A 25,418-nucleotide genomic window follows, 5' to 3' on the forward strand; every position below is an offset into this window, starting at 1 on the left:
GCAAGCCGTTCGGCTGCCCCGCGTCCCGGCGGCGAGCTTGCAGGCCGATTTCCGAAGCGCTCCAGGCATGAAGCATTGGGGCCGGGTGCTGGGAATGGCCGAAGAAACCGCTGCGGCAGCCGCTGCGGCAGCCGACGGGGGCTTCCCCCTCATACTCGGCGGCGACCACAGCATCGCCATCGGGACCATAGCCGGCCTAGCCTCCCGCCGACAGAGGCTGGGCGTCCTGTGGATCGACGCCCATTCCGATCTCAATACCCCTTACACCACTCCGTCCGGCAATCTTCACGGCATGTCGCTCGCGGCCTGCCTCGGCTTCGGAGATCCGCACCTGGCTGCCGTCGGGGGCTATTCCCCGAAGCTTCAGCCGGAGCGCATCGCGCTGGTCGGAGCCCGTTCCCTAGACAAGGGGGAGCGGGAAATCATCGGCCGGCTCGGCATCGCCTGCTTCACCATGCACGACATCGACCGCAGGGGCATGGCCGACGTCATGAAGGAGGCGATCGCGATCGTCTCGAACGGATCGGACGGCGTCCATCTCAGCTTCGACATCGACAGCGTCGATCCCGGAGAGGCGCCAGGCACCGGCACGCCGGTGCGCGGCGGGCTGTCTTACCGCGAAGCCCATTTGGCCATGGAGCTGCTGCATGAAGCCGGCATTCTCACCTCGGCGGAGCTGGTCGAGGTCAACCCGCGGCTCGACAGCGGGAACCGGACGGCCCGCCTGGCGGTCGAGCTGCTGGCTTCCCTTTTCGGAGAGAAGATCCTCTAGCAGGCCGGCTCTATACCTCGATGACGATCGGCAGAATCATCGGCCTTCTTCTCGTCCGGGCGTAAATATAGCGGGCCAGATCGTCCTTGAGCGAACGCTTGACGAGATTCCACCGGCCCGGCTGTTCTTCTTCCAAGCCTTGCACCGTCTTCAGCACGAGCTCCTGGATGCCGGCCATCAGCTCCTCGTTGTCCCGGACGTACACGAAGCCGCGGGAGATGATTTCCGGCTTCGCCAGCATGCGCCCGTCGTACTCGCTCAGCGTCACCACGACGACAAGCATGCCGTCGCCGGACAGCTGCCTGCGGTCCCGCAGCACGATCTTGCCCACATCCCGTCCGAGGCCGTCGACCAGGCTGCTTCCGGCCGGAATCGATTTCCCCTTGCGCGCCTCGCCGTCTGCCAGCTCTACCGTATCGCCGTTGTTCAGGATGAAGACGCGCTCCTGCGGAATGCCGACCGCTTCCGCTAGCAAGCGATGCTGATGCAGCATCCGGAACTCTCCGTGGACCGGAATGAGATATCGCGGCTTCATCAAGGTCAGCATGAGCTTCAGCTCCTCCTGGCTGCCATGTCCAGACACATGCATGCCGGTCGCGCTTCCCGCTCCGTAAATGACGCTCGCCCCGATCTGGTACAGATGGTCGATGATCCGGGAGACGCTCCGCTCGTTGCCCGGAATCGCGCCGGCCGCAATGATCACGGTGTCCCCCGGAGCTATGGCCATCTGGCGGTGGCTCCCTGCGGCCAGCCTGGCAAGCGCCGCCATCGGCTCTCCCTGGCTGCCGGTGCACAGCACGGCAATCCGCTCCGGCGGATGATCCCCGGCTTCGCCAGCGTCGATGATCAGCTCCTCCGGCACGTTCAAGTACCCGAGAGAAGACGCGACATCCACTACATTCACCATGCTTCTCCCGAGCAGCACCAGCTTGCGGCCTGTCGCTGCCGAGGCGTCGACGACCTGCTGCACCCGGTTGACGTTGGAGGCGAAGGTGGACAGGAACACTCTCTGCTTCGCCTTGGAGAAGGCATCCAGAATATGGCCTCCGACTACCCTCTCCGAAGGCGTAAAGCCCGGCCGTTCGGCGTTGGTGCTCTCGGAGAGGAGCAGCTGGACTCCCTTGCTGCCGATGTCGGCCATCCGGTGCAGATCGGGATAGGGACCGCTGACCGGAGACATGTCGAACTTGAAATCCCCCGTATGCACGATCGTTCCCTGAGGGGTGTCAAAAACGATGCCCAGACAGTCCGGGATGCTGTGGCTGATCGTGAAAAAAGCCGTCCTGAAACAGCTGCCCAGCTCGACGGCCGAGTCTGCGTCAATGATATGAAGCTGCGCTCCGCCCATCAGGCCATGCTCCTTGAGCTTGATCTCGATCAGCCCCATCGTCAGCCTCGTCGCGTACACCGGCACAGGCAGCTGCTTCAATAAATAGGGGATGCCTCCGATATGGTCTTCATGTCCGTGCGTCACAAGAAGCGCCCGCACCTGGTCCTTGCGCTCGAGCAAATAGGACAGATCCGGCACGATCAGATCGACGCCGGGCTGGCTTTCGTCCGGAAACTTGGAGCCGCAGTCGATCAGGACGATATCGTCTCCGCACTGAAGCATGTACATGTTCTTGCCGATTTCGTTGACGCCTCCGAGAGCTGCCGCGAGCAGGCCGGAAGGCCGTCCCTGCCCTCCTGCCTCTTCAATTTCCGACAAATGCCCGCGCCGTTCTTCCTTGACTCCATCCATTCCGATTCCTCCGATTCGCTTCCTGCCGATGATGATATTGGGATTCCCGATTGTGCCGGACGAAATGCGCTTGGACGGAAAAATGAAAAAGCTGTCTAATGGGGTCCCATGCACGGCGAGAATTGCGCCCCTTAAGAAGGACCCTTTGAATGAAGCAGCCCTCTTGGGTGTCGAATGTGTTGTATCGGACAAGGATGCCTGGGGGCATTCAGCTCCTATGCGAACGCAAAGGGCTTAGCTCATTTACCGCTTCAATGGGGTTTCAACCAACTAGCTGCAACATTATTGGGCTTGGTTCTGTTATATAGACAACAGTATATAGACAGCAAGTATATAGGCAGCAAGTAATATGAAAATACCTCATCGAATATGAAAACTGTGTTAGTTGATTCTTGCCTCTATTTAGTCCAAGCAACAAATAAGTCATTACGAATAGCGAAATCAGAGGTGTGAAGATGTTATTTATGCTTATCTGTCTCATATTTATTGCCATCTCAATATTTTCGATTGGAAGAGCCGGGCTTTCTAACCCATATTCGAAAGGTTTCGCCCTCGCTGTTGTTTTATCCATTGTAGCTGCTGGTTGTCTTGCTCAAAACTATACTCAAAGCCTAATTCCAGAAGCAAACGATGGAATTGGAAGTTCAAATCTAGTGGCGTACTCGATTATTGGTGAGGACGGCTGGTCTCAGGAGAAGTTTCGAGACATATTTGAGAAATCCATTTCTTTCACCCTCAGTTTAATTGCTGCATACCCTGTCGTTCTTATCGTGGAGTCAAAATTAAAAAAGAAAGTAACCTCGGGTGCTTAGCTCCCTTTTTTTGAGCATAAATCAACCCTTAAGTCTACCTAAGCCTGCTAAAAAAAACACCGGACCCTCTCCCTAAAAAGGAAGAGGATTCGGCGTTTCTCGCTTCAACGGCTCCATGGGCCGGCCTAGGCTTCGGTTAGGCTTTCGCCGTTTCCTTCTGCCGTTCGATCTCTGCGATCAGCAGCGGCTCGGGCGCCTGCCAGCCAGCCGGCTTGGCGACCTTGCCCTGCTCGTTGTAGATCGGCTTTCCGTCCGGTCCGAGCTTGGCCATATTGGCGGCATGCACGATCTCGAACAGCCTCTCCGGCTCCACGCCCATCTCGACAAAAGTCCCCAGCGCGAAATACATCAAGTCGATCAGCGCATCGGCCTGATCCTCAACCGTCTCCGCAGCCAAAAATTCGCCGATTTCCTCGGTCATCCACGATGCTCTCGCCAGCGCCCTTCCGCCTTGCCCCTGCAGAGAGGCTGCCTTCATCCGGCCCGCCAGCTCCTCGGTCGCCCGTCCGGCTTCGGCCGCGGCTTCCCCTTCTCCTCTGGAAGCCATCGTCGGAGCTTCCGCAACCGGAGCCCCGAAGGCGGCGTGGAATCGCCTCACCTGCTCATATTGCTTGTCCATGTTTTCCGCAGCCCCTTCACAAATGAGTTCAACGTCATTCATTGTACCACCGCGGCAAACACATGAGAAAGGCCGCGGCGGCTTCCAGCCTGGCTGCCGCAGTCGGTCTTTATGTTTATTAGCGCCTTGGCGGCAGGCATGTCCTCCGTCCCCACCATTGACCGAGAAATCGCTCCGGCTCCTTCCGCAGCGGCGCCTGCTGCAGCTTGAATGCTACAAAAAAATAAAAGAGTCCGCTCGAAACCAGCGGACTCTTTTATTTTTGCGGCTCGTCTTGCGGCAAAACCATATGTCTTCCCATGACCGTCTGCAAGAAGAATTTCTTCTCGAAGGGCGGCAATCATGAACAAAAAAATCGGGCGCCCCTTGCGGGGCGCCCTTATCATGGGAGAGGAGAAACCGGACGAAGAGCTTATGGGGAAACGTAAGCCTTCTCCGCGGTGTCTACGGCATCTCTCGACGCCGATATCCTCATGATGCCCGGTTCCCGGACATTTATACCTAATCGCCTACGAAATTCTGGACCAGCCGCTCTTCGAAAGAGCCGCCTTCCTCGCCCTGCCATGGCTCCTTCTGTTCGGCGGCGGCGAGCAGGACCGAGCACTCCCGGAGCAGCCTCGACAGCAGAACGGCCGCCGCAGCAAGCGCCCCATCCACGAATGCCAGCACGGCAAATGGATGATCCGCGAGCGACATGTAGCCCATCATGCCCCCCATCAGTCCGCCCATAAGCCCGGCAAGAGCTCCTTCAAGAGAAGGCAAGACTCCGTGGGGGCTGCCCGCCATATAGCCGGCTGCAGCGCAGGCCGCCGCTGCGGCCATCGCAGAGAGCGAAAAGCTGGCCGTGACGAGAGTCAGCAGAGTCCCGCCCGTCAGCCCCGCCGCCATCGCGAGCGTCATGCAGGCCATCATGAGATGCATGCGCGGCGCGCTCCTCATCCATCGAATTCGAAGCGTATAGTAGAAGACGGCTATACCAGCCGCCAGCAAGGACACTACTTTGGCAGCCGCATATCCAAACGTCTCCGCCCCGCCAGCCGGTTTACCGTGGTCCATCCCTTGCATGCCGGTCACGGCAGCGGCCGCCTCCCCATCAGCTCCCGCCAGCTCCGAATTTCCTGCATCGCCGTAATCTCCTGGCAGCTCGGCCGCTCCTGTATGTCCAGCATCTGCCGCTTCCCCTGATTGCTTTTGAACCTCTCTGCCCGCTCTCTCCGAAACATTCGGCAAAGGATTTGAGAGGAAAGATATCCCTGCCGTCATCCCCCGCTCATCCGCCCCCATGAGCGGCCTGCCTGCGGCGGCAGCAGCCGGCTCGGCCGCACCTGCGCGCAAAGCCAAAACAATCATCAGCACCATCAGCGCCATCCCGATTCTCAGCTTGCCCATGCCTCCTCCTCCAAGCGGAACCGCATCTGCCCTAAAGGCCGTTTCTACAGTTTATAGAAGCTTGGAGCCGCTTAGACTAGCCCTTTCGGGCCTGCTTGTGACAATTCAAGTCTTTTTTTCCTCCTCCGCGCTGGTATACTTTTCTAGTACATACTTGCGGCGAAGCCACGGAAAGGAACAGGATCGACAACATGAAGAAACTTTTGCCGTTATGGAGCCTGGCCCTGCTGCTCCTGCTGGCTGCCTTCGCAGGCGGCTGCAGCATACAATGGGAGCAGACGCCCTCCGCTCCTGCGGGCCACGACGTCACGATCTATTTTCCGTCCGACCGCTACCCGGAGACGGCGGAGCATATCCGCAGCGCCGTCTCCAAAGGCGCCTCCTCCATCTGCACGATTGAAAGGGAAGGAGCGGAGGAGAACCGCAAGCTGTCGCTCAAAGGCGTTCCGACCAAAAAGAAATACGACCGGGACGAATGGCCGATGGCGATGTGCCGAGAAGGAGGCAGCGGCGCCGATGTCGCTTACGTCAAATCCTCCGACAACAGGGGCGCCGGCTCGTGGATCGGCAACCAGCTGAGCGACTATCCGGACGGGACGAGAGTCCGCATAGTCGTCCGCTGAGGGCCGGCCCTGTCGCACAAAAAAAAGCGTTCCGCCCTGTCGCACAGGTGCGGAACGCTTTTTTTCACCCTACAATACCTTGTCCAGGAAGCTGATCGTACGCTCATGCTTCGGACTGCCGAACACCTGCTCCGGCGAGCCCTCCTCCACGATATAACCGCCGTCCATGAAGATGACGCGGTCGGCCACCTCGCGGGCGAAGCCCATCTCGTGGGTGACGATGACCATCGTCATGCCTTCGCGGGCCAGATCCTTCATGACGCCGAGCACCTCGCCGACCATTTCCGGATCGAGAGCCGAGGTCGGCTCGTCGAACAGCATGATGTCGGGGTTCATCGCCAGCGCGCGGGCGATCGCGACGCGCTGCTTCTGCCCGCCGGACAGCGAGGCCGGATAGGCATCCGCCTTGTCCGCCAGTCCGACCCGGTCGAGCAGCTTCAGGGCAGCGGCCCTGGCTTCCTCCGTCTTCAGCTTGTTCAGCTCCACGGGAGCGAACATGATGTTTTTGAGCACCGTCATATTGGGGAACAGGTTGAAATGCTGGAACACCATGCCGATGTTCTCGCGAACCTTGTTGATGTCCGTGCGGCGGTCGTTGATGTCCATCTCGTCCACGATGACCGTGCCTTCCGTAATGTCCTCCAGCCGGTTCAGGCAGCGCAGCAAGGTGCTCTTGCCGGAGCCGGAAGGTCCGATGACGCAGACGACCTCGCCTTCCTGGACCTTCAGGTCGATGCCTTTGAGGACATGGTTCGTGCCGAAGCTCTTTTTAAGTCCGGTGACGCTGATTTTACCCATTCTTGATCTTCCTTTCCATCCCGTCGGCAATCTTCGTCAGCACCGTGATGACGATGAGGTACATGACCGCTACCGTCGCCCAGATGTTGAACGACTCGAACGTGCGGGCGATGATGATCTTGCCCGACTGGGTCAGCTCCACGAGTCCGATGACGGACAGGATCGACGTATCCTTGAGCGTGATGACCATCTGGTTGATGAAGGATGGAATCATGACCTTCACCGCCTGCGGAATGACGATTTTGATCATCGACTTGCGGTAGGACAAGCCCAGCGAGCGCGCCGCTTCCATCTGGCCGCGGTCGATGGACTGGATGCCGCCGCGGATGATCTCCGTCATATACGCGCCGGCGTTGAGCGAGAGCGTCAGGACGGCCGCCAGGAAGAGCGGCATCTTGAAGTCGAGCGCCTGCGGAATGCCGAAATAAATGAAGAATGCCAGCACGATCAGCGGTATGCCGCGGAAGACGTCCACGAATACCGTGGCGATGCCGCGCAGCCAGCGATTGCGGCCGACCTTCATGAAGCCGAAGATCAGACCCAGAATGAAGGCGAAGAAGAGCGATACGATTGTGTACAGCAGCGTTTTGCCGAGTCCCTTGAGCAGCGCCGGCAGCGATTCGGCGACGAGCGCCCAGCCGGTCTTGTTCGCAGAAGCTACGAGGTATTTTTCTTTGATTTCTTTCAGCTTGCCGTTTTGCTCCAGGTTCGCAAAGCCTTGGTTGAACTTTTCCAGCAGCTCGGCGTTTTGGCCCTTCCCTACCGCAAAACCATAGGAAGCCCCTTCGGTCCGCTCACCGACCGTTTTCAGGCCGTTGTTCTGCTTGACTCCATACTCGAGCACGGGGTAATCGTCGAAGCAAGCGGCCGAGTTGCCCCCCTTGACCTCGTCGTACATCTGGGCGGAGTCATCGAACGGCACGAGCGTGAAGCCGTATCGGGCGCTGATGGATTCCGCATACGAATATCCTTCCGTACCGGTTTTGACCGCTACCCGCTTGCCCTTGAGATCCTCATAGCCTTTGATGGAGTCGTTGTCGGCCTTGACCGCCATGATCACCCCGGATGTGAAGTACGGAGTGGAAAAGTCGAACTTCGCCTTGCGCTCGTCGGTGATGCTCATGCCGGCGATGACGCCGTCCACCTGCTTCGCCTCCAGCGCCTGTACGGCTGCGTTAAAGCCGAGCGGCTTGATGTTGACCTTGAAGTTCTGGTCCTCCGCGATCGCCCGGATCAGATCCATATCGATGCCGACATACTGGCCGTTGGCATCCTGGAACTCGAACGGAGCGAACGTGACATCCGTGGCGATGTCATACGTTTTGACGGCCTGCTCGGCCGCCGAAGCCGGCTGGGCGTACCCGGCCATTCCCGCCGCCGCAAACAGCACAACTGCCATTGTAAACCATAAAGCGCGCAATGATTTCATACAGACCTCCGCATTCTTTTTCAAACCGTACAAATGCTTATAAACGAATCCCCCACGATTTACGCATTCGGCGGGGATTTTTCATTGTACCAAATTTCGATGCCGTTTGCGAAAGGCCTCTGGATTAGCATGCCAAAAAGCCCCGGCGGAATACCGGGGCCAGCTTCATTCCGTTCCAGCGATTCAAAGGCTCTTTATCGCCTAGCGGAGCTGCGGGGGGATGTCATCCGCCTGCAATCATTTCACCAGACGGACCATCAAGGCGTTGCTCAGAAGGCGGCCCGGCCTCGTCAAATACTTGCCGTCGTAATAAAGGCCGCTCGAAGCGCCGCCGTCGAGATTCATCGCCTGCCAGGCGCCGAGGCTCTTCATCACGGCCGCCAGCTGCGGAATGGTCGCGCCTCCGGTCGTCACAATGATCAGCTTATGGTCGGAGGTCAAGCCCAGCGCGCTGCGGGAACCGCCGCCCGTCAGTATCTTCGGATCGCGGAAGCCTTCCGCCTTCGGATCAATCGCCGCAACGCCATCCTTCAGCAGCCTTGGTCCTGCCTGTACGGCTCCGTCCACGCCGCCGTCCCGATAGCGGGCTTCGAACTCGGCGCCGGACAGCAGCTCCGTCAGCATATTGGAATCGAAGGCGACGACCGTCTTTTTGTCGCCGGAGCTCTTGTAGAGCATCTGCCCTCCATTGAACAGGTAGCCGTAGGGATTTTTGACGCTGGAATCGGTATAGGCATCAAAGAAAGCTCCGTTGACGGCGAGAACCGCCCCTCCGCGCTTCGCCATCGCCGCCAGCTCTTCGGTGCGGCCCGCCTTGCCTCCGGCGACAGCCACCTCCAGGTCGACGCGGGGGTCCATCAGCGACACTGTCGCCGCCTGGACGGAGAAGCTTCTGCCTGCCGCCTTGACCGACTTGCTTTCGATGACGATCGGCTTTCTCGCCACGCTGAAGGCGCCTCTCGGCACGAGCGGCAGCCTGAGCTTCTCGCCGTCCAGAGACAGGGACACGGCATTAGCCGACACAAGCCGTTCCGTCCCAATGCCGAATTGCTTGCTCAAAAAGGAAAGGGGCACGTAAGCAGCCCCGTTTTCCAGAAAGGGAGCTCTATTCAGGGAGGCCTTCTCCCCGTTTGCGACGGCTTCTTTGTTGCCGATCGTCAGGACAGCCTTGCTGCCGTCCCGCACGATTTCGGCCGTCCCTTTGCCTGCGTCCCAGGACACGCTTACTCCGGGCAGCTGCTTGAGCGCGCGGAGCGGCACGAACGACGCGTCGGCGTCCGTGTATCCGTATGTTTTCTCCGCCGCTTGAGCCGGAACGGCTCCCAGCGCCAGGCCTGGAAGCAGCGATGCTGCCGCCAGCAGCAGCATTCCCCTCGATTTTCGGCTTGCAGATGATGTCTTCATTGCCTGACTCCCTTTCGTTCCAGCCTTGCTGTAGTCGCAGACCAACCGCACTGCAGCCGCGGTCCGGCCGCCTTTATTTATGTCGACCTCAACGCTTGCCGCTGTTAGCCTTTTCCGGAAGAAAGGGAGGATTTGGAAGCATGCGAGTGGAAAGCAATACCTTTGATAGCGATGAAAAGGGGGCTGCGCATGAAACGGTACAACGGCATCCTTCTCTTTCCGGCTGCTCTAGCAGATCCGCTGGAAAGGCATCCTGCTGGCGGCCATGGAAGGCTTGATGGCTTTCGTCTCCCTCCTTCTGCTTCTGGTCAAAAACATTCCCGCCTTCCGATCGATTGAAGGCAGGCCGTAACTAAAAAGCGGCAGCCGGACATTCCCGGCTGCCGCTTGCTCTTCTCCCTGCCTCCCGGCGGGCTCAGCCCCGGTCGAGCAGACGGGACAGGATGACTGCCATCTCCGCCCGCGTAAGCGGCTGATCCGGCTTGAAGGTCCCGTCAGGATACCCTCCCATCAGATTTTCCTTCACCGCTCTCTCAATGGCCGAGCTCGCCCAATAGCTGTCGGGCACATCCTTGAACGCCGATGCCATCGTGTTCCACCATCCTTCTCCTCCGAAAGATTCGTTGAAATCCACCGTCATGCCCGCAAGCTTCTGATCGTTGCTGTACTGGCGGATATTGGCGCGGCTGCTGAGCCTGCCCCGGCTCCAGGAATACGTCTGCCAAAAAGCCTGGGCCGCTCCTCGCCTGGCCATCTCCTCCACGACGGCATAGGAGCCGTACACGCCGATCCGATAGGCCGGAATCTGCGCCCGCGCCGCCTTCAGGTAGGCCTCGATAGCGTCAAAATCCGATGCCTGGGCATCATAGTCGACGGCGAAATAGACGACGCTGCCGGCCGGCTGCCCGACGGCTTGCGCCTCCAGAAGCGCCGCCGCTCCGTCGGCCTTGCCTGCCGCGGCTCCCGAGGCCGCACGGTTGTTCACCGTCTCGTATACGGAGACGATCATCATGCCCGCTCCCGTGATGGCCTCGGCCTCGGCGCGCGTCAGCCTCTTCCAGGCATACGCCGCCGGCACCAGGTAGCGGCAAGCGAAAACATAGCCGGCTGCGGCCGCCGCCTTGGCCGTTGAAACCGTCAACGGAACCGCGCAATCGATTCCTTTCATTTTCCCTCTCCTCCTTGCATCCGAACTCTCCCTATCAGTCTATGATCGGACTTCCGGATTCTCTCGGGCTGGCGCCGCTCCAGCCATCAAAAATAGCAGGCTGCCGCCGCAGCCTGCTATGGATCCTAACCCGCCTCGCTCGTCTCCGCCGCGATCTCTCCCTTGATGTACCAGGTGTGGGCATCGACGATCTTCACCTGGACGAACTGTCCGATGAGCGACTTCGGCCCTTCCAGATGAACGAGCTTGTTGCTGCGCGTGCGCCCGGACAGGACATCCGGCCGGTTCTTGCTCTCGCTCTCGACCAGCACTTCAACCGTCCGCCCCAGCAGCGCCTCGTGGGCTTCCCGGCCGATCTCCGCGAGCAGGGCGTTCAGCCGCAGCAGCCGGGCTTTCTTGACCTCTTCCGGCACGTCGTTCTCCATGCCTGCAGCCGGAGTCCCCTCCCGCGGCGAATAGATGAACGTATAGGCGAAGTCGAACCTGACCTCGCGAACGAGCGACAGCGTCTCCTCGAACTGCTCCTCCGTCTCGCCGGGAAATCCGACGATGATGTCGCTGGTCAGCACCGCGTCCGGAATCGCAGCCCGGATTTTGCTCGCCAGCTCCAGATACGCCTCTCTCGTATACTTGCGGCTCATCCTCTTCAGCACCTCCGTGCTGCCGGACTGGACCGGCAGGTGGATATGCTCCACGAGATTGCCCCGCTGCGCGAGCACGGATATGAGCTGATCGTCGAAGTCGCGCGGATGGGAGGTCGTGAACCGGACCCTCGGGACGGCGATGCCGGATATATCCCGCATCAGATCTCCGAACCGGTAATGCATATCCTCGAAATCCTTGCCGTAGGCATTGACGTTCTGGCCGAGCAGCGTCACTTCCTTGAAGCCTCGCGCGGCCAGCTCCCGGACCTCGGCCAGCACATCCTCCGGACGGCGGCTGCGCTCCTTGCCGCGCGTATACGGGACGATGCAGTACGTGCAGAACTTGTCGCAGCCGTACATGATGTTCACCCATGCCCGAAGCCCCTCGCGCTTCTTGGGCATGTTCTCGATGATGTCGCCTTCCTTGGACCATACCTCGACGACCATTTCCTTGCTCAGCGCCGCTTCCTCGAGCAACTGGGGCAGCCGATGGATGTTGTGGGTTCCGAAGACCATGTCGACGAAGCCATGCTTTTGGAGAATGCGGCCGACGACCGTCTCCTCCTGCGGCATGCAGCCGCAAATGCCGAGCAGCAGGCCGGGCCGTTCGGTCTTGAGCTTTTTTAGATGTCCCAGCTCGCCGAACACCTTGTCCTCCGCATTCTCGCGGATCGCGCAGGTGTTGAGCAGGATGACGTCGGACAGGGCGTACTCGTCCGTCGCCTCATATCCCATCTGCTCGAACATGCCTCGCATGGCCTCGGTGTCATGCTCGTTCATCTGGCAGCCGTAGGTGCGGATCAGATAGCGCTTGCCCCGGCCGAAATCCTTCATCCGCTCGGGAATGCGGAACCCCCGGTGGATCTCCACCTCTTCCTTGCCGCGCTTCTTCTCCTCCTTGTAGGACGGAGCCGAGCTGATCTGGATCGTACGGCCGTTGATGCGGTAGGCCGTCTTTCCGTCCTCCTGGCGCATAAGCTTGGCATTCGAAAAATCAAAGTACTTGGAGTAATCCTTGGACAAAATGGTTTCCTCCTCTTCTGCAGCGGCATCGGCTTTAATGATGCTTTCCCTGCTCGAATTCGAACCCGAATGGCTTCATCTTACCATGCCCTGCATGCCGCAGTAAGGGGGGCGTCCAACAGGCGCTTTCAGTGTCCGTCCTGCCGCACCGGCATGCGGAGCCTTGCGGTCCAAATGGAAAAAAGACGGCCTTCCTTCTCGAAAAGGAAAGCCGTCTGGACAGGCTGGCTTGCGGAAGCCGGCTGCTGCCGCCGCGGGCCCGCTTAAGCTTCTTGCACGGCTGAATTTGTCGCCGTGCTTGTGGATTCCACTTCCGTCGCTTGCTTCACTTTCTTGATGAAGAAGGACAGGAGCAGCGCGACAACGCCGATGCCGACGATGACGAGGTAGGCATCGTTGATGCCTTGGATGGAAGCCTGCATCGCAAGCTGCTCTTTCGTCTGGGCCGCTCCCGAAGACATCATTTCCGCCGCATGCGTTTTGGCCCGGCTGGACATGACGGTAATGAGCAGGGATGTGCCCACGGCTCCGGCTACCTGCCGCACCGTGTTGGAGATGGCGGTGCCATGCGCATTAAGCCGGTTCGGCAATTGGTTCAAGCCTGCGGTTTGCACCGGCATCAGCAGCAGCGCCATCCCGATCCGGCGGCCTGTGGACATGAGGACCAGATACGTATAGCTGGTGGAGTCCGTCAGATCCGTAAAGCCGATTGTCGTCACGATGGTGATGATCAAGCCTGCAACAGCCAGCCACTTGGCGCCGAAGCGGTCGAACAGCTTGCCGGCGACCGGCATCATGAAGCCCATGACAAGCGCGCCGGGAAGCAGCAGCAGGCCGGATTCGAGAGCCGTGTAGCCCCGGGCATTTTGGAGATAGAGCGGAAGCAGCATCATATCCGCGTACATCACCATCGTAATCGCGACATTGATGATCGTCGTCAAGGAGAACATATTGTACTTGAACGCCCGCAGGTCAAGCAGCGGACTTTTGGAGATCAGCTGCCGCACCGAGAACAGGACGAGAGCCAGCACGCCGGCAGCGATGGTCGCGATGACTTCCGCGCTGGACCAGCCTTTGCCGGCGGCCCGGCTGAAGCCGTAGAGCAAGGCGCCGAAGCCGACGGTGGACAGAAGAACGCTGAGCACGTCGATCTTGGCATGGCCCCGCTCGGATACATTGCGCAAGAAGATGAATCCGCAGACGATGACGATAAGAGTAAAGGGAATCATTCCGTAGAACAGAGTTTCCCAGGCGTAATGTTCCAGAATGTAGCCGGCGAGCGTCGGGCCGATAGCCGGGGCGAAAATGATGGCCAGGCCCATCATCCCCATGGCGGCTCCCCGCTTCTCCGGAGGGAACAGCGTCAGAATGACATTCATGAGCAGCGGCATGATGATGCCTGCGCCTGCCGCCTGGATCATCCGACCGGTCAACAGGACCGGGAAGCTGTGCGAGAGAGCCGATACGATCGTTCCGACAAGGAAGATCATCATGGAGGCCTGGAACAGCTGCCTCGTCGTGAACCGCTGCATGAAGAAGGCGGTAATCGGGATCAGCACCCCGTTGACGAGCATATAACCCGTCGTCAGCCACTGCGCGGTCGCAGCCGTAATGTTGAAATCATTCATCAATTCCGGAGTGGCGACGCTCATGATCGTTTGATTCAGCGTCGCTAAAAAGGCTCCCAAAATCATGATGAACAAGATCGGTCCCTTTTTTATCGTACTTGCGTTCAATTCCTTGCTTGCGTTCACTTGCTCCATCCTCTCCAAACCTATAATCTAGACTTAATTTACAATGTGTAAGATAATCAACACTGTATAAATTAGATTATATTCGGAAAGAAGTATCTTACAAGTAACGCATCGGGGCAAAATGTAAACTAGTCAGCAGTTTGTGGGGATATGTCGTTCAATTCGCACATAACAGACATAAACTGGATTTTTGTAAAGTATCTGATGAAGGAGCCAAAAACCATGACAGACCCCGCCAAACCTCGTGTCGATCCCCGAGTGCTCCGGACGCGGCAGCTGTTGAAGGATGCTCTGATCGATCTTCTGCAGGAAATGGATCTCGAAAAAATATCCGTCAACCGGATCGCGGAGCGCGCAACGATCAACCGCGTCACCTTTTATTTGCACTATCGCGATATTCCCGACATGCTGGAGAAGATGGCGGACGATATGGTGGAGGATATCCGGCGGGTATGGAACCAATCCGAGGCGAACGATCGAACGCCGGAACAAACCGAATCGCGGATGCTGGTCCATCTGCTTGAGCATATCGCCGCGCATTCCAAGTTCTACAAGATTGTTCTCGGTTCGAAACGGACGCCGATCTTTACGGAGCGGCTGCTCAAGATGCTGTCGGAATCGATTGCCTTGAGGATCGAACGATCGGGCAGCGACTTGGCGTTCACGAAATCAGGCACTCCAAAGGACATCGCGATCTGGTACGGTTCCGCCGCCCTGATCGGAACCATCGTAGCTTGGGTGAGGAACGACATGCCTTATTCGCCGGCCTTCCTGGCCAAGCATTTCGCGATCATGACCAAAACGAACGACGCGGTGGAATAAAAACCGGCAAGGTTCCGACGGAGTGCCGTTTCTGAAGGGATCCAGACTCCGCTCCGACGTGTCCAAATCTCAAGTCCTCCGGCTCAGCTGCAGGATCGGAAGGAGATTGGCCTTTCGTCCCGTGTGCTCCTCGGTCAGCCAGCTGTCACGGACGTGGTCCACATACAGGATTCCGTCCAAATGATCGATCTCATGCTGCATGCACCGGGCCAAGTAGCCTTCTCCGTGCAGCACGACCGTCTCGCCCGACCGGTTCAGCGTCCGTACCTGCACCTTCTGCGAGCGCGTCACGTTGCCGTAATACCCCGGCAGGGAGAGGCAGCCTTCCGCACCTGTCTGCTCGCCTTCCCGGTGGATGATCTCCGGATTGATGAGCTCGATCAAGCCCTCTCCGCAGTCCATCACGATGAGGCGCCGCAGGATGCCGACCTGCGGAGCGGCAAGTCCCGCTCTGCCCTCCCGGGCGTACAGCGTCTCGGCGAGGCTGTCGAGATAGCGGATCGTCCGCTCATCGACGCTGTCGACCTCGCGCGCCCTGCGGCGGAGAATCGGGTCTCCGAACGGCAAGATTTCTTTTACGGCCATTATTCGGCTCTCCCTTCTATGGCTTTATGGACTCGTCACCCTGCCCTGTGCCTGCTTCCCGGCCCGCTCCATCACGGTCCGAATGAACGGCCCCTTATGAGCGGTATAAGCTGCCCGGTCATCCGGATGCCGGCTGGCCAAATCAGCCTTCAGCTCGGCATATTGCCTCCGCAGTCCCGGATCGCTGCGGAGGCTGTCGCGGAACAGCAGATTGCCCTTCCACTCCTCGCTCCCGATCTCGTAGACATGCAGATGATGGGTTCCCTTTCCCCATTCGCCCTGCCGGAAAAAGCGCCGCGGGGGGAATTCCGGCTTGGGCACATATTCATACCCGATTGCCGCGAGCGGCTGGATGAATGCGTCGGCGATGGACAAATGCGCCACGCCGACAGCTATGTCCACAATCGGCTTGGCGGCAAGACCCGGCACCGAGGTGCTGCCGATATGCTCCACCCATATGCTCTCCCCGGCCAGCGCGGCAAGAATGCGGGCCTTTTCGCTTTCATATTCCGTTTGCCATGACGGATCGTATTCCATGACGATGACCTGGCTCGTTCCCAACTCGCTTCACCTCCTTTGAGGTCTGGAAACTAGGGCCAGCGGACTCTTGTCCTTCCCACCCTATAGTAGAACGTTCGTTCCCATATGGATATCCTAGTTCTATTTCTTCCTCGCTGCCCAGGTCACGACATCGCTCCGGAGAGATACCGGCTCGCCGTCGCGCTGGATCTCAAGCTCGTACGGCTTCACGGCATGGCGCAGCAGCTCCCAGCCCCGGTACTTCTCCGCCAGCAGTGAGCCCAGCTCCTCCGTATCCAGCATCAGCTCGAACTTCGGATCCAGCTCTTCGCCCGTCGTCAGACACACTTCCTTGACTCCCGCATTGACGATGAGGCAGTGAATGCCTCCCGTTCGCGTCCCCGCCGCCATCGCGCCCAGCACCTTCACGAAGGAGTCCATCGAGTCCAGATGCTCCAGGCTGGACACCGAGAAGATATAGTCGTACCGATCCGGCTCGATTCGGAAGGCTGCGATGTCGCATCGATGCAGCTCCAGCTCCTCCTCCACTCCATGCTCGCGGCCGTACTTCTCCAAATGGCAGATGGCGGACTCCAGCAGATCGACGCAGACGACCTTGCCCCCGGTGCCGGAAAGCCGCGAAGCCAGCGGAATGCTGTTGCGGCCGACCCCGCAGCCAAGATCCAGAAGGCGGAGGCCGTTCGGGCGTTCCAGCTGTTCGAACAGGTCGAGCACGGTCCGCACCGGCTTTTCCAGCCAGGAGCCGCTCTCGAACAAGATTCGATTTTCGTAGCAATCATCATGGTATTCCTTTTCATAGGCACGAGTGCGCTGTAAGCGATTCATCTGCTTGCCTCCCTTCATAGAGCGCTCGACGGAACCGGCAGGCTTCAGCGCTCCTCCGCTATCTTCGCCCCTCCAGGCGGAACTTCCTTCAAGCCGAGCGACACCAGCGGCCCATAGTGCATGAGGCGGATCATGATCCTCGCCATCTCCTCGGAGGTCAGGTTCATGCCCGACTCGATCCAGTGCATGAGGAAGCCGAAGTTGGCCGATGTCACATAAGCGACGAAGTAATCCGGCGGCATGATCGACTTGCCTTCCGGCACGTATTTGACCTTCTCATAGATATGGGCCGTGAACAGCTCGCGGAAGCGCAGGGCATAGGACATATCTCCTTGAGCTCCGACCATCGTGCGCAAAAAATCGGCATGCTTAGCCAGCTCGTCAAAAACGATTACGCCTTGGGGATAGGCTTCGTCCCGATCCGCATAAGCCCACGCCTCCTTTATATCCAGCTTCTCGACCTTAGCCCGGATCCGGCTGAACACATCGTCCTTCAGCTGCTGGAGCATATCCGGCACGTCCCGGTAGTGCAGGTAGAACGTCCCCCGGTTGATGTTCGCGCGGCTGGCGATGTCGGTCACGGTCACATTCTCCGCTCCTTTTTCCCTGACGAGGTCCATGAGCGCTTCATAAAGCAGCTGCTTCGTCCGAGCCTGCCTCCGGTCCGGCTTGTTTGCGTTGTCCTGCATGTCTTTTCCTCCCGAAAATCAACCTGCTAATGAACACTCCATCTCATCGTGGCGAGTACTCGACACTTCGGAGAAATGTGATCATTGTGCTTTCTGCTGTTCTCATTATAATTAACAACGTGCTTTGTATTCAACAGAGTGTTCATTAATAGATAGAGAAGGAGTCGATAGAAGCCATGGCTATATTCAAGCAAAAAATGGTGTGGGCTGGAACAATCATCGTTCTGGCCGTTCTTGTCGTGTTCGGCGCGGCAATGATGGGGTCCGTGCTGGGCACGAAGCCGAAGGAGGTTCCCGCGGCTCTGGTCGTCCTCGACCATCCTGCGGATCTTCCCGGCGGCGGCTCGCTGGCGGTCGGCGAAAAGCTGAAGGAGCAGCTGCTCTCCAATGACAAGCTGCCGATCAAATGGACCGTCCTCGATTCGGAGCAAGCTGCACGGGAGGCCTTGGACGCCAGAGAGTATTATGGAGCGCTTATCCTGCCCGCCGATCTCAGCTCCGGCGTCGCCTCGATAGCCGGCGCCTCTCCGCAGCAGCCCGCTGTGCGGGTTCTTGTCAGCGAAGGCCTGAATGCCCAGGCTTCGACCGTTCTCAGGCAAGGATTGGGCCAGGTCATGAGCATGGCGGGAGCGGAGCTGTCCAAGTCGATGCTCGCCGGAATCGCCCAGAAATCGCAGCAGCTTCCGGTCACCGTCGCCCAGGCTCTCCTCTCCCCGATTCAGGTGCAGGAAGAAACCGTTCATCCCGTAGGAGCGAACAACGCTTCCGGCAGCGCACCCGGCCTGCTCACCCAGATCATGTGGATGGGCAGCCTCGTCACCGCCATGATGCTGTTCCTGGCCGGAGGAAAAGCGATCCAGTCGGGAGCGGGAAGGCCGGCGGCGGTCGCCTGGCAGCCGGTCATCGGCGTCGCCATCGCCGGCATTGCTTCGGGCTTCCTGGTGTGGACCGCTTCCTCCTGGTACGGCATGGAGCTTGCGCATTCGCTGGACACCTGGCTGTTCCTGTGGCTGGCCGCCGTCACCTTCTATATGCTGCAGTCCGCGCTGCTCAACTGGATCGGGCTCCCGGCGATGGCGATCCTCGTCCTGCTCATGTTCTTCTCCATGCCGCTGCTCAACATGGCTCCGGAATTTCTGACCGATACGACTCATTTCTGGATTTATTCGTGGACTCCGCTTCGTTTCGCGGCCTACGGCATGAGGGAAGTGATGTACTTCGGCGGTCTGGATTCGGCAGGAGGCAGCGCCGCCGTGCTGGCGGGCATCGCAGGCGCGTTCCTTCTCGCGCTGCTGGGATCGGGATGGAAAAAATCCCGGGCCGCCGGCAAGACCGAAACGGTCCCGGCGTCGGCGTGACGGTCTGCTCCGATCGCCGAGCGAGACCGGGCCGGCATGAGGCCTGGAAATCCAGCCCGTCTTCCGACTGCGGCCGGCATCTTGACTGCGGCCGTCCGGCTTGAACGGCGGCTGCAGAGAGAACCGGGCGCAGCCGGCAGGGACAGCTTGGCGTTCGGTAATGGGCCGGGCTTCATTTCCAAGCCGAGTTCGGGTATCCTGACAGGACAGGCAGCCGACTGCTGTTATCGGCGCAGCCTGACGAGACAAGGAGAACGAATGCCATGATGGAACTGCTGCAGATTCCCCAGGAGGACTGTCCTGCACACCTGAAAGACCAGATCATAGCCTTCATGCGGACGGAATGGCCCCAAGCGTTCCAGGACGGGGAGCCCGTCGCTTGGCCAGGCAATCCGTCCACCCGGCCTTATTCGCTGATTTATGTCGACGATGGCGTCGTCATCTGCCATCTCGCCGTCCCTCGTACGACGATTTTTCATGAGGGAGAGACGTACGAAGCCTTTGGAATCAGCGAAGTGCTGACGAATCCGCTCTATCGCCGGAAAGGCTTCGGCCTGAAGCTGATCCGGGAAGCCTTTTCCTACACGATGTCGCAAAACGCCGATGTCAGCCTGTTCACCTGCCATCCGGATCTGGTCTCCTTTTATTCCCGGGGCGGATGGGAACGGGCCGACGGGCTGGCCTTGATCGGCGGCACTCGCGAGCGGCCTTTCCGCAGCGATTCCCTCGGCCTCGCGACCATGCTTCATCTCGCGTCCCCGAGAGCCCGCAGCCGTCGCGATGCGTTCCGATCAGGCGGCGTGCAACTGGAGCTCGGCGAACGAATGCTATGGTAGGCGACTTGATCTCACGGCAGCCACATGACAGCGGCAGAACCGGGCTTGGGAGCCCAAACGGTTCTGCCGCTGTTTTTATGCTGGCGGTCTTCTTCATAGGGAGGAACGAATGGCCGCATCCTGCAGCTCCTTATCCATCCAAGGGAACCGCTCGGAAATGGGGGCTTGCAAAAGCTAATTGCATTAGTTATATTAAAGCTAATTAGATTAGTTTTCAATAAAAGGAGCGGCCCCCATGAAAACGGTTCGTCATCAAACGGTGCACCAGCTGGCTTTCCTTCCCCGCCTGTTCCCGGTCAACGCTTATTTCGTCGAAGAGGAAGACGGATTGACGCTGATCGACGCCGCGCTTCCCTACAGCTCGAAGGGCATTATGGAAGCGGCCAAAATCATCGGCAAACCGATCACCCGCATCGTGCTGACGCATGCCCACGGCGACCATGTCGGAGCGCTTGACGCTCTCAGAGAAGCCCTTCCTTACGTTCCCGTCTACCTGTCGGCCCGGGATGCCAGACTGCTCGACGGGGATTTGTCTCTGGACGAGGGAGAACCGTCCACTCCGATCCGCGGCGATATTCCGAAGAAGGTGAAGACCCGCCCCGACGTGCTGCTGCGGGACGGAGACCGGATCGGTTCGCTGACCGCCATCGCCGCACCCGGACACACTCCCGGCTCGATGGCGTTTCTCGATGCGCGGAGCCGCGCGCTCGTTGTCGGGGATGCGTTCCAAGTCCGCGGCGGCTTCGCCGTCAGCGGCCAGATGCGGATTTTGTTCCCATTTCCGGCCATGGCTACCTGGAACGCGGACGCTGCGCTGGAGTCTGCCCGCAAGCTCGCCGCGCTCAAGCCCTCGCTTATCGCTGCCGGGCATGGACGGATGATACAGCAGCCCGCAGCCGTTCTGGAGCGGGCCATCCGGCAAGCCGAATTCCGCCAAGGAGGCAAAAGCCATGTCGCCGCGAATCGGTCTTGATCAAGGGACGCTGCTGGGAGCGGCGGCCGAGCTGGCCGACGCCCAAGGCTTCGAGGCCGTAACGCTGGCGTCGCTGGCCCAGAAGCTGAATGTCCGCTCTCCCTCTCTCTACAATCATGTCGCGGGACTGCCCGAGCTTCGGAGACTGCTCGCCCTGAACGCGCTGGAGCGGCTTAACGAACGCCTCGCGCTGGCGCTCGACGGCAAGCAAGGCGACGAAGCCTTGAAATCGTTCTGCGCCGCTTATCTTCAGTTCGCGCGATCGCATCCTGGGCTTTACGAGGGGATCCAAAGGGCTCCCGAGCCGGACGACGAGCAGCTTCAGCAGGCAGGCGGCACCATCGTGCGGCTTGCGCTCGAAGCCATGTCGGGCTTCGGGCTGCAGGGCGATGCCGCCATCCACGCGGTGCGCGGCATCCGCAGCCTGCTGCATGGCTTCGCCTCGCTGGAAAGAATCGGAGGCTTCGGCATGCCGCTTGACCTCAACGTTACGTTTCGCATGCTGGTGGATACGTACATGGAGGGACTTCGCCAGCTGGCAAAATAACCGAAGCGGCGCCCGGATAGGATCCGGGCGCCGCCTTTGTGTTCAGGAAAAATACAATCTGCGCGCGTTCGCGGCCAGCATAGAGGCAGCCTCCCGCTCGTCCATTCCTCTCAGTCGGGCAATCTCCCTGACCGACTCCCGAATCATAAGGGGATGGGTCGCCTGCCCGGCGAACGGCCCTTCGAACGGCCAGGGACCGTCCGTCTCCGTCATGAGGCGCTCAAGCGGGTATGTGGCGGCAAGCAGGCGGATTTCCTCCTCGTACAGCACATCCGGAGTGAGCGAGACGTACCATCCGGCATCCGCAAGCATTCTCGTCGTGGCCTCATCTCCCTTGTACCAGTGAAAATGCGCGCGTGCGACGCCGAATTCCCGCAGCAGCTCCGCCGCCTTGGCGGCATCCTCGTAGATGGCGTGCAGAATGATCGGACGGCCGGTGTCGGCGGCAAGGGAGACGAATTCCCTCAAGATGCGCAAGTACCCGGATTCGTCGAACCCTTTTCCCTCCGCTTGCGCTTCCGTCCGCATGTAATAGGGAAGTCCGACCTCTCCGATCGCGAACGCTTCCCCGGCTTCATGGCGATTCCGGATCCAGGCCAGAAGCGCCTGCATTTCGGCCTCGTCCGGCAGCTCCTGCTCGGGATGCCAGCCATAAGCGGGCATGATCCGGCCCGGATGCCGCCCGGCCAGCTTGCGCGTCCGCTCGGCGGAATCCAGATCCATGGATACGGCCACGACAGCGGCCACGCCGCCGTTGAACAACTGCTCGAGCATCGCTTCCAGCTCATCCGCAGCATACTGCTCCAGATGGATATGGGCATCGACGAGAGGCAGATGGATCGGTTTCATAACGGCATATCCCCCTCTTCCAGGCTTCCGAGCGATTCATAGAGAGACTCCTTCAGCTCGCCGAACCGCGGATCGCTTCCCAGCATTGCGCTGCGCGGCCGCGCAAACGGAACCTGGAGCTCCCGAACGACGACGGCCGGCGATGCCGACAGGACGAGAACGCGGTCGGACAGCAGCAGCGCCTCCTCGATGGAATGCGTGACGAACAGCACCGAGCGGCGCTCCTCCTCCCACAGCGACAGCAGCCAGCGCTGCATCCGCTGCCGCGTCAGCGCATCAAGCGCGCCGAACGGCTCGTCGAGCAGCATGAGCGGCTGCGGCGACAGCAGCGCGCGCAGGAACGAGACTCGCTGCTGCATGCCGCCGGACAGCACATGCGGGTAAGAGCGGGCATAGGCTTCCAGTCCGAGCCTGCGCAGCCCCTCGTCGGCGAGGCGCTTCGCTTCGGCGCGGTCTCGGCCCGCGATGCGCAGCGCCAGCTCGATGTTGCCCCGGACCGTGCGCCACGGCAGCAGGGCTGCCTGCTGCGGCATATACGCGGCGCGGCCGGCTCCCTCCGAAGCCGGCTTCCCGGCGAGCATAATTTCGCCGGAGTCCGGCCGCTCCAGCCCCCCGATGAGGCTGAGCAGCGTCGTTTTGCCGCTGCCGGAAGGGCCGACGAGCGAGACGAATTCGCCTTCGCCCACCGTCAGGCACACTCCGCCAAGCACCTCGACGCGACGGCCCCCGCTGCCGAACGACTTGCGCAGATTCCGTATTTCCAGCACGTTCATCTTCCATCCTCCTTGCGCGGCCGCCAGCGCAGCGTCAGCTTCTCCGCGCCTGCGACGGCCGCGAACAGCATCAGGCTGAGCATCACGACAAGCGCGACTCCGGCGAATACAAGCGAAGTCTTGAAGCCCTTGGAGGACAGCAGCATGAAGTAGCCGAGCCCCCGGTCGGAGCCGATCCACTCCGCCACGACCGCGCTCGTCACGCTGTACGAAGCCGCGATCTTGAGGCCCGAGAACAGCTGCGGCAGCGCGCCCGGCAGCTCCAGGCCGAGGAAGCGGCGCCAGCGGCCCGCTCCGATCATCCGCATGTACCGCTCCAGGCCCGGGTCGGCTCCCTGCAGGCCGCCGAGCATGGCGACGCAGACGGGAAAAAAGCAGACGAGCATGACGAGCAGCAGCTTCGGCAGCAGTCCGAAGCCGAACCAGATGACGAGCAGCGGCCCGATTGCGATGACAGGAATGTTCTGCGACAGGACGAGCAGCGGATAGAAGCCCGATCGCACGAGCGGCAGCAAATGCAGGACAGCTCCCAGCAGCAGGCCTGCGGCCGCGCCCCCGGCGAAGCCGAGCAGCGTCAGGCTCAAGGTCGCGCCCGTGTGCTGCGCCAGCCTCGGGCGCGCCGACCAGGCATCCCGGGCGATATCGCTCGGGGCGGGCAGCAGCCACGCCTCCGTCCCGGACAGACGCACGGCCGCCTCCCACAAGAGCAGGAAGGCGGCCATGACGACGACCGGAGGCAGCAGAGCCCTCCAGCGTATCGTTCTACTGTCCATCCGGGTATTTTTCCAGCAGCCGGTCCATCGAGGCGCCGTTCTCCGGGTTGTAGTATATCTTCACCTGAGAGATGACGGAGGGGCAGCCCATCGCCGCCATCTCCTTGCTCATCTCCGCGACGACGGCGAGCAGGCGCACGAGGTCGCCCTCCATCGTCGTCTCGAGCGGCGCGACGCGGTACGGCACGCCGGCCTCCTTGATGATCTCGATCGCCCGGTCCACGTACGGAAGCACGCTTTCCCCGCCGGGCGTCGTCGGCAAAATCTGAATGCTTACAAGCGCATTGGCCATATCCGGTTCCCTCTCCCCGTCAGCCGGCATCAGGATGCCGGCAAGTAATCGTTCGTGAACGCCTTGGACAGATCCGGCAAGGTGTCCAGCAGCTTGTGCTCATGCATCCATTCGGCATAATTCGTCCAGACTTCCGCCTTCTGCTCGCCCCAGCGGGGAGCGTCATCCTGATATTTGGGGCTCAGCCACTTCTGGCTGGCGCGCACCAGCTCCGGATTGAGGTCCGGAACGGCCTTGATCAGGATGTCCGCGGCGGCGTCGGGTTCGGAGATCGCGTAGGCGTAACCCTCGGAAGCTCCGGCCATGAACGCCTTCACCACATCAGGGCTTTCCTGGATCAGCTTTTCGCTCGTTTCCAGCACCGGCGTGTAATAATCCAGCTTCTTGCTGTAGTCGGTCAAGTACACCATGTTCAGCTTCTCCCCGCGCAGCTCCGCCTCCACCCCTGTCCAGGCGTAATAGATCCAGGCGAAGTCGATATTCCGCTTCACGGCGGTGAAAAAGTCCGCGTTGCCCATGTTGACGATCTTGACCTTGCCGACATCGGCGCCCTGCTCCTGCATGAGCGAGGAGATGACCTCCTGCTCGACCGGGGCTCCCCAGCCGCCGTAGGTTTTGCCCTCGAATGCCTTCGGCTCCTTGATGCCCTTGGCCTCCGGCGAAGCAAAGCCGGAAGTGTTGTGCTGGATGACGGCCGCCAGCGACACGAGCGGCAATCCCTCGCTGCGGGCGAGCGTAATGTTCTCCTGGTAGCCGACGCCGAATTCAGCCTCTCCCTTGGCGACCAGCGTGTCGGCTGCCGTCCCCTCCGGCGGCTGCACGATCTCGACGTCGAGGCCGTGGTTCAGGAAAAAGCCCTTGTCCCGGGCGACGTACAGGCCGGTATGATTCGTGTTCGGCGTCCAGTCGAGGACGACCTTCACCTTCTTGACCGGCGCGGACGTGCTCGTTCCGGCGCTGCCGGAAGGCGCAGGCGTCGCTGTGCCGCTGTTCCCGCTGCCGTTGTTCCCGCCGCTTGCGCCGTTCCCGTTCCCGCCGCAGCCTGCCAGCAGCGTCGCCAGAACAAGTGCGGCCAGCCCCGCTTTTTTGCCCATCCCGCTTGAAATGCCCATGTTGCTTCCCCTTCTTTCTCTCGCAGCCGTGAGCCCGCCCGGGCCTTGTCCGGAGCGCCAGCATGAGAGGAACAATAAAAAAAAGACGTCTCCCAAGGAAGACGTCTTCGTCACGTGAATCCTTTTGCGCCCGAGGGCGGCAAAAGGCTCGGATGACATGCGGTTCCTACGCTGGCATTATCCAGATCAGGTTTAACGGGTCGGGATGCTTCTCCCCTCTCAGCCGGCGTACGCCAGCTCCCCAGGCTCATTCGGTTGTCAATAGAGC

The 25,418-nt window shown here is 60.3% G+C and carries 28 protein-coding genes and 1 riboswitch; of the genes, 9 read left to right on the plus strand and 19 right to left on the minus strand.

The annotated features are described in order from the left end of the window. The coding region (gene rocF / locus PHU01S_RS15975) for an arginase (RefSeq protein WP_127508450.1) at positions 1–772 on the plus strand (772 nt) is incomplete at its 5' end. Positions 773–782: 10 nt separating this feature from the next. On the opposite strand, the gene PHU01S_RS15980 is transcribed toward rocF, so the two are convergent. Continuing rightward, positions 783–2,513, minus strand: a complete 1,731-nt coding sequence (locus PHU01S_RS15980) for a ribonuclease J (protein ID WP_127508453.1) — start codon at positions 2,511–2,513, stop codon at positions 783–785. A 449-nt stretch (positions 2,514–2,962) separates the two neighbouring features. On the opposite strand from PHU01S_RS15980, the gene PHU01S_RS15985 reads away from it, so the two are divergent. Next, positions 2,963–3,325 carry a hypothetical protein gene (locus PHU01S_RS15985; protein ID WP_218032459.1) on the plus strand — a complete coding sequence of 121 codons (363 nt, stop codon included), beginning with the start codon at positions 2,963–2,965 and terminating at the stop codon, positions 3,323–3,325. Positions 3,326–3,461: 136 nt separating this feature from the next. Here the strand turns inward: PHU01S_RS15985 and PHU01S_RS15990 are convergent, their stop codons facing one another. The 3 genes from PHU01S_RS15990 to PHU01S_RS16000 form a co-directional block, all read right to left on the minus strand. Continuing rightward, complete coding sequence (locus PHU01S_RS15990) at positions 3,462–3,944, minus strand: pyrophosphohydrolase domain-containing protein (protein ID WP_232313308.1); 483 nt, start codon at positions 3,942–3,944, stop codon at positions 3,462–3,464. 38 nt (positions 3,945–3,982) lie between these two features. Next, entirely contained in the window at positions 3,983–4,288 is a 306-nt protein-coding gene (locus tag PHU01S_RS15995) for a hypothetical protein (protein ID WP_127508456.1), read from the minus strand. 157 nt (positions 4,289–4,445) lie between these two features. Then, on the minus strand, positions 4,446–5,333 hold the full coding sequence (locus tag PHU01S_RS16000) for a hypothetical protein (protein WP_127508459.1): 888 nt from the start codon (positions 5,331–5,333) through the stop codon (positions 4,446–4,448). Between the two features lie 191 nt (positions 5,334–5,524). Here PHU01S_RS16000 and PHU01S_RS16005 point away from each other — a divergent pair, with 191 nt between their 5' ends. Then, positions 5,525–5,956, plus strand: a complete 432-nt coding sequence (locus PHU01S_RS16005; RefSeq protein ID WP_048749337.1) for a NucA/NucB deoxyribonuclease domain-containing protein — start codon at positions 5,525–5,527, stop codon at positions 5,954–5,956. A gap of 69 nt (positions 5,957–6,025) precedes the next feature. Here the strand turns inward: PHU01S_RS16005 and PHU01S_RS16010 are convergent, their stop codons facing one another. The 3 genes from PHU01S_RS16010 to PHU01S_RS16020 form a co-directional block, all read right to left on the minus strand. Continuing rightward, positions 6,026–6,754 carry an amino acid ABC transporter ATP-binding protein gene (locus tag PHU01S_RS16010; protein WP_048749336.1) on the minus strand — a complete coding sequence of 243 codons (729 nt, stop codon included), beginning with the start codon at positions 6,752–6,754 and terminating at the stop codon, positions 6,026–6,028. Further along, complete coding sequence (locus tag PHU01S_RS16015) at positions 6,747–8,183, minus strand: amino acid ABC transporter substrate-binding protein/permease (RefSeq protein ID WP_127508462.1); 1,437 nt, start codon at positions 8,181–8,183, stop codon at positions 6,747–6,749. Before PHU01S_RS16015 ends, PHU01S_RS16010 begins: the two co-directional genes overlap by 8 nt. A gap of 237 nt (positions 8,184–8,420) precedes the next feature. Next, a complete protein-coding gene (locus PHU01S_RS16020; RefSeq protein WP_069202432.1) occupies positions 8,421–9,587 on the minus strand; it encodes a phosphodiester glycosidase family protein in 1,167 nt (388 codons plus the stop codon). Between the two features lie 189 nt (positions 9,588–9,776). Here PHU01S_RS16020 and PHU01S_RS25845 point away from each other — a divergent pair, with 189 nt between their 5' ends. Beyond that, positions 9,777–9,926: a hypothetical protein gene (locus PHU01S_RS25845; RefSeq protein WP_157053916.1), complete on the plus strand. Its 150-nt coding sequence runs from the start codon at positions 9,777–9,779 to the stop codon at positions 9,924–9,926. A 76-nt stretch (positions 9,927–10,002) separates the two neighbouring features. Here PHU01S_RS25845 and PHU01S_RS16025 read toward each other — a convergent pair whose 3' ends face one another. From PHU01S_RS16025 to PHU01S_RS16035, 3 genes are all read right to left on the minus strand, one after another. Then, entirely contained in the window at positions 10,003–10,755 is a 753-nt protein-coding gene (locus tag PHU01S_RS16025; RefSeq protein WP_084781324.1) for a glycoside hydrolase domain-containing protein, read from the minus strand. A gap of 125 nt (positions 10,756–10,880) precedes the next feature. Continuing rightward, on the minus strand, positions 10,881–12,374 hold the full coding sequence (miaB, locus tag PHU01S_RS16030; protein WP_218032462.1) for a tRNA (N6-isopentenyl adenosine(37)-C2)-methylthiotransferase MiaB: 1,494 nt from the start codon (positions 12,372–12,374) through the stop codon (positions 10,881–10,883). 311 nt (positions 12,375–12,685) lie between these two features. Beyond that, the gene (locus PHU01S_RS16035) at positions 12,686–14,185 is read right to left on the minus strand and encodes a DHA2 family efflux MFS transporter permease subunit (RefSeq protein ID WP_127508468.1); all 1,500 of its coding nucleotides are present in this window, start codon (positions 14,183–14,185) and stop codon (positions 12,686–12,688) included. A gap of 213 nt (positions 14,186–14,398) precedes the next feature. Between PHU01S_RS16035 and PHU01S_RS16040 the strand changes: the two genes are divergently transcribed. Continuing rightward, positions 14,399–14,998, plus strand: a complete 600-nt coding sequence (locus tag PHU01S_RS16040; RefSeq protein ID WP_127508470.1) for a TetR/AcrR family transcriptional regulator — start codon at positions 14,399–14,401, stop codon at positions 14,996–14,998. 69 nt (positions 14,999–15,067) lie between these two features. Here the strand turns inward: PHU01S_RS16040 and def are convergent, their stop codons facing one another. The 4 genes from def to PHU01S_RS16060 form a co-directional block, all read right to left on the minus strand. After that, complete coding sequence (gene def, locus PHU01S_RS16045) at positions 15,068–15,583, minus strand: peptide deformylase (protein WP_127508474.1); 516 nt, start codon at positions 15,581–15,583, stop codon at positions 15,068–15,070. Between the two features lie 24 nt (positions 15,584–15,607). Beyond that, positions 15,608–16,144: a GrpB family protein gene (locus PHU01S_RS16050; RefSeq protein ID WP_246029252.1), complete on the minus strand. Its 537-nt coding sequence runs from the start codon at positions 16,142–16,144 to the stop codon at positions 15,608–15,610. Positions 16,145–16,243: 99 nt separating this feature from the next. Then, on the minus strand, positions 16,244–16,948 hold the full coding sequence (locus PHU01S_RS16055; RefSeq protein ID WP_127508477.1) for a class I SAM-dependent methyltransferase: 705 nt from the start codon (positions 16,946–16,948) through the stop codon (positions 16,244–16,246). 44 nt (positions 16,949–16,992) lie between these two features. Next, on the minus strand, positions 16,993–17,637 hold the full coding sequence (locus tag PHU01S_RS16060; RefSeq protein ID WP_048748669.1) for a TetR/AcrR family transcriptional regulator: 645 nt from the start codon (positions 17,635–17,637) through the stop codon (positions 16,993–16,995). 176 nt (positions 17,638–17,813) lie between these two features. On the opposite strand from PHU01S_RS16060, the gene PHU01S_RS16065 reads away from it, so the two are divergent. From PHU01S_RS16065 to PHU01S_RS16080, 4 genes are all read left to right on the plus strand, one after another. After that, a complete protein-coding gene (locus PHU01S_RS16065; RefSeq protein ID WP_127508480.1) occupies positions 17,814–18,995 on the plus strand; it encodes a YhgE/Pip domain-containing protein in 1,182 nt (393 codons plus the stop codon). Positions 18,996–19,258: 263 nt separating this feature from the next. After that, positions 19,259–19,831 (plus strand): GNAT family N-acetyltransferase, encoded by a 573-nt coding sequence (locus PHU01S_RS16070; RefSeq protein ID WP_127508483.1) that lies wholly within the window; start codon positions 19,259–19,261, stop codon positions 19,829–19,831. A 235-nt stretch (positions 19,832–20,066) separates the two neighbouring features. Beyond that, positions 20,067–20,804, plus strand: a complete 738-nt coding sequence (locus PHU01S_RS16075) for an MBL fold metallo-hydrolase (protein WP_048748667.1) — start codon at positions 20,067–20,069, stop codon at positions 20,802–20,804. Continuing rightward, the gene (locus PHU01S_RS16080; RefSeq protein ID WP_021880482.1) at positions 20,782–21,351 is read left to right on the plus strand and encodes a TetR/AcrR family transcriptional regulator; all 570 of its coding nucleotides are present in this window, start codon (positions 20,782–20,784) and stop codon (positions 21,349–21,351) included. The genes PHU01S_RS16075 and PHU01S_RS16080 overlap by 23 nt, the downstream gene beginning before the upstream one ends. A gap of 42 nt (positions 21,352–21,393) precedes the next feature. On the opposite strand, the gene PHU01S_RS16085 is transcribed toward PHU01S_RS16080, so the two are convergent. Genes PHU01S_RS16085 through PHU01S_RS16105 form a run of 5 tightly spaced genes read right to left on the minus strand, consistent with a single transcriptional unit; the run spans position 21,394 to position 25,150 of the window. After that, a complete protein-coding gene (locus PHU01S_RS16085; RefSeq protein WP_127508486.1) occupies positions 21,394–22,200 on the minus strand; it encodes a TatD family hydrolase in 807 nt (268 codons plus the stop codon). Continuing rightward, positions 22,197–22,973, minus strand: coding sequence for an ABC transporter ATP-binding protein (locus PHU01S_RS16090; RefSeq protein ID WP_127508489.1), 777 nt, complete (start codon positions 22,971–22,973; stop codon positions 22,197–22,199). Before PHU01S_RS16090 ends, PHU01S_RS16085 begins: the two co-directional genes overlap by 4 nt. Next, complete coding sequence (locus tag PHU01S_RS16095) at positions 22,970–23,746, minus strand: ABC transporter permease (protein ID WP_048749817.1); 777 nt, start codon at positions 23,744–23,746, stop codon at positions 22,970–22,972. Before PHU01S_RS16095 ends, PHU01S_RS16090 begins: the two co-directional genes overlap by 4 nt. Next, the gene (locus tag PHU01S_RS16100; protein WP_048749819.1) at positions 23,736–24,038 is read right to left on the minus strand and encodes a thiamine-binding protein; all 303 of its coding nucleotides are present in this window, start codon (positions 24,036–24,038) and stop codon (positions 23,736–23,738) included. The genes PHU01S_RS16095 and PHU01S_RS16100 overlap by 11 nt, the downstream gene beginning before the upstream one ends. A 29-nt stretch (positions 24,039–24,067) precedes the next feature. Continuing rightward, a complete protein-coding gene (locus PHU01S_RS16105) occupies positions 24,068–25,150 on the minus strand; it encodes an ABC transporter substrate-binding protein (RefSeq protein WP_048749822.1) in 1,083 nt (360 codons plus the stop codon). A 145-nt stretch (positions 25,151–25,295) separates the two neighbouring features. After that, a riboswitch (TPP riboswitch) is annotated at positions 25,296–25,404 on the minus strand. Positions 25,405–25,418 lie beyond the last annotated feature (14 nt).

This window comes from Paenibacillus humicus NBRC 102415 (assembly GCF_004000905.1).
Lineage (GTDB): Bacteria > Bacillota > Bacilli > Paenibacillales > Paenibacillaceae > Paenibacillus_O > Paenibacillus_O humicus.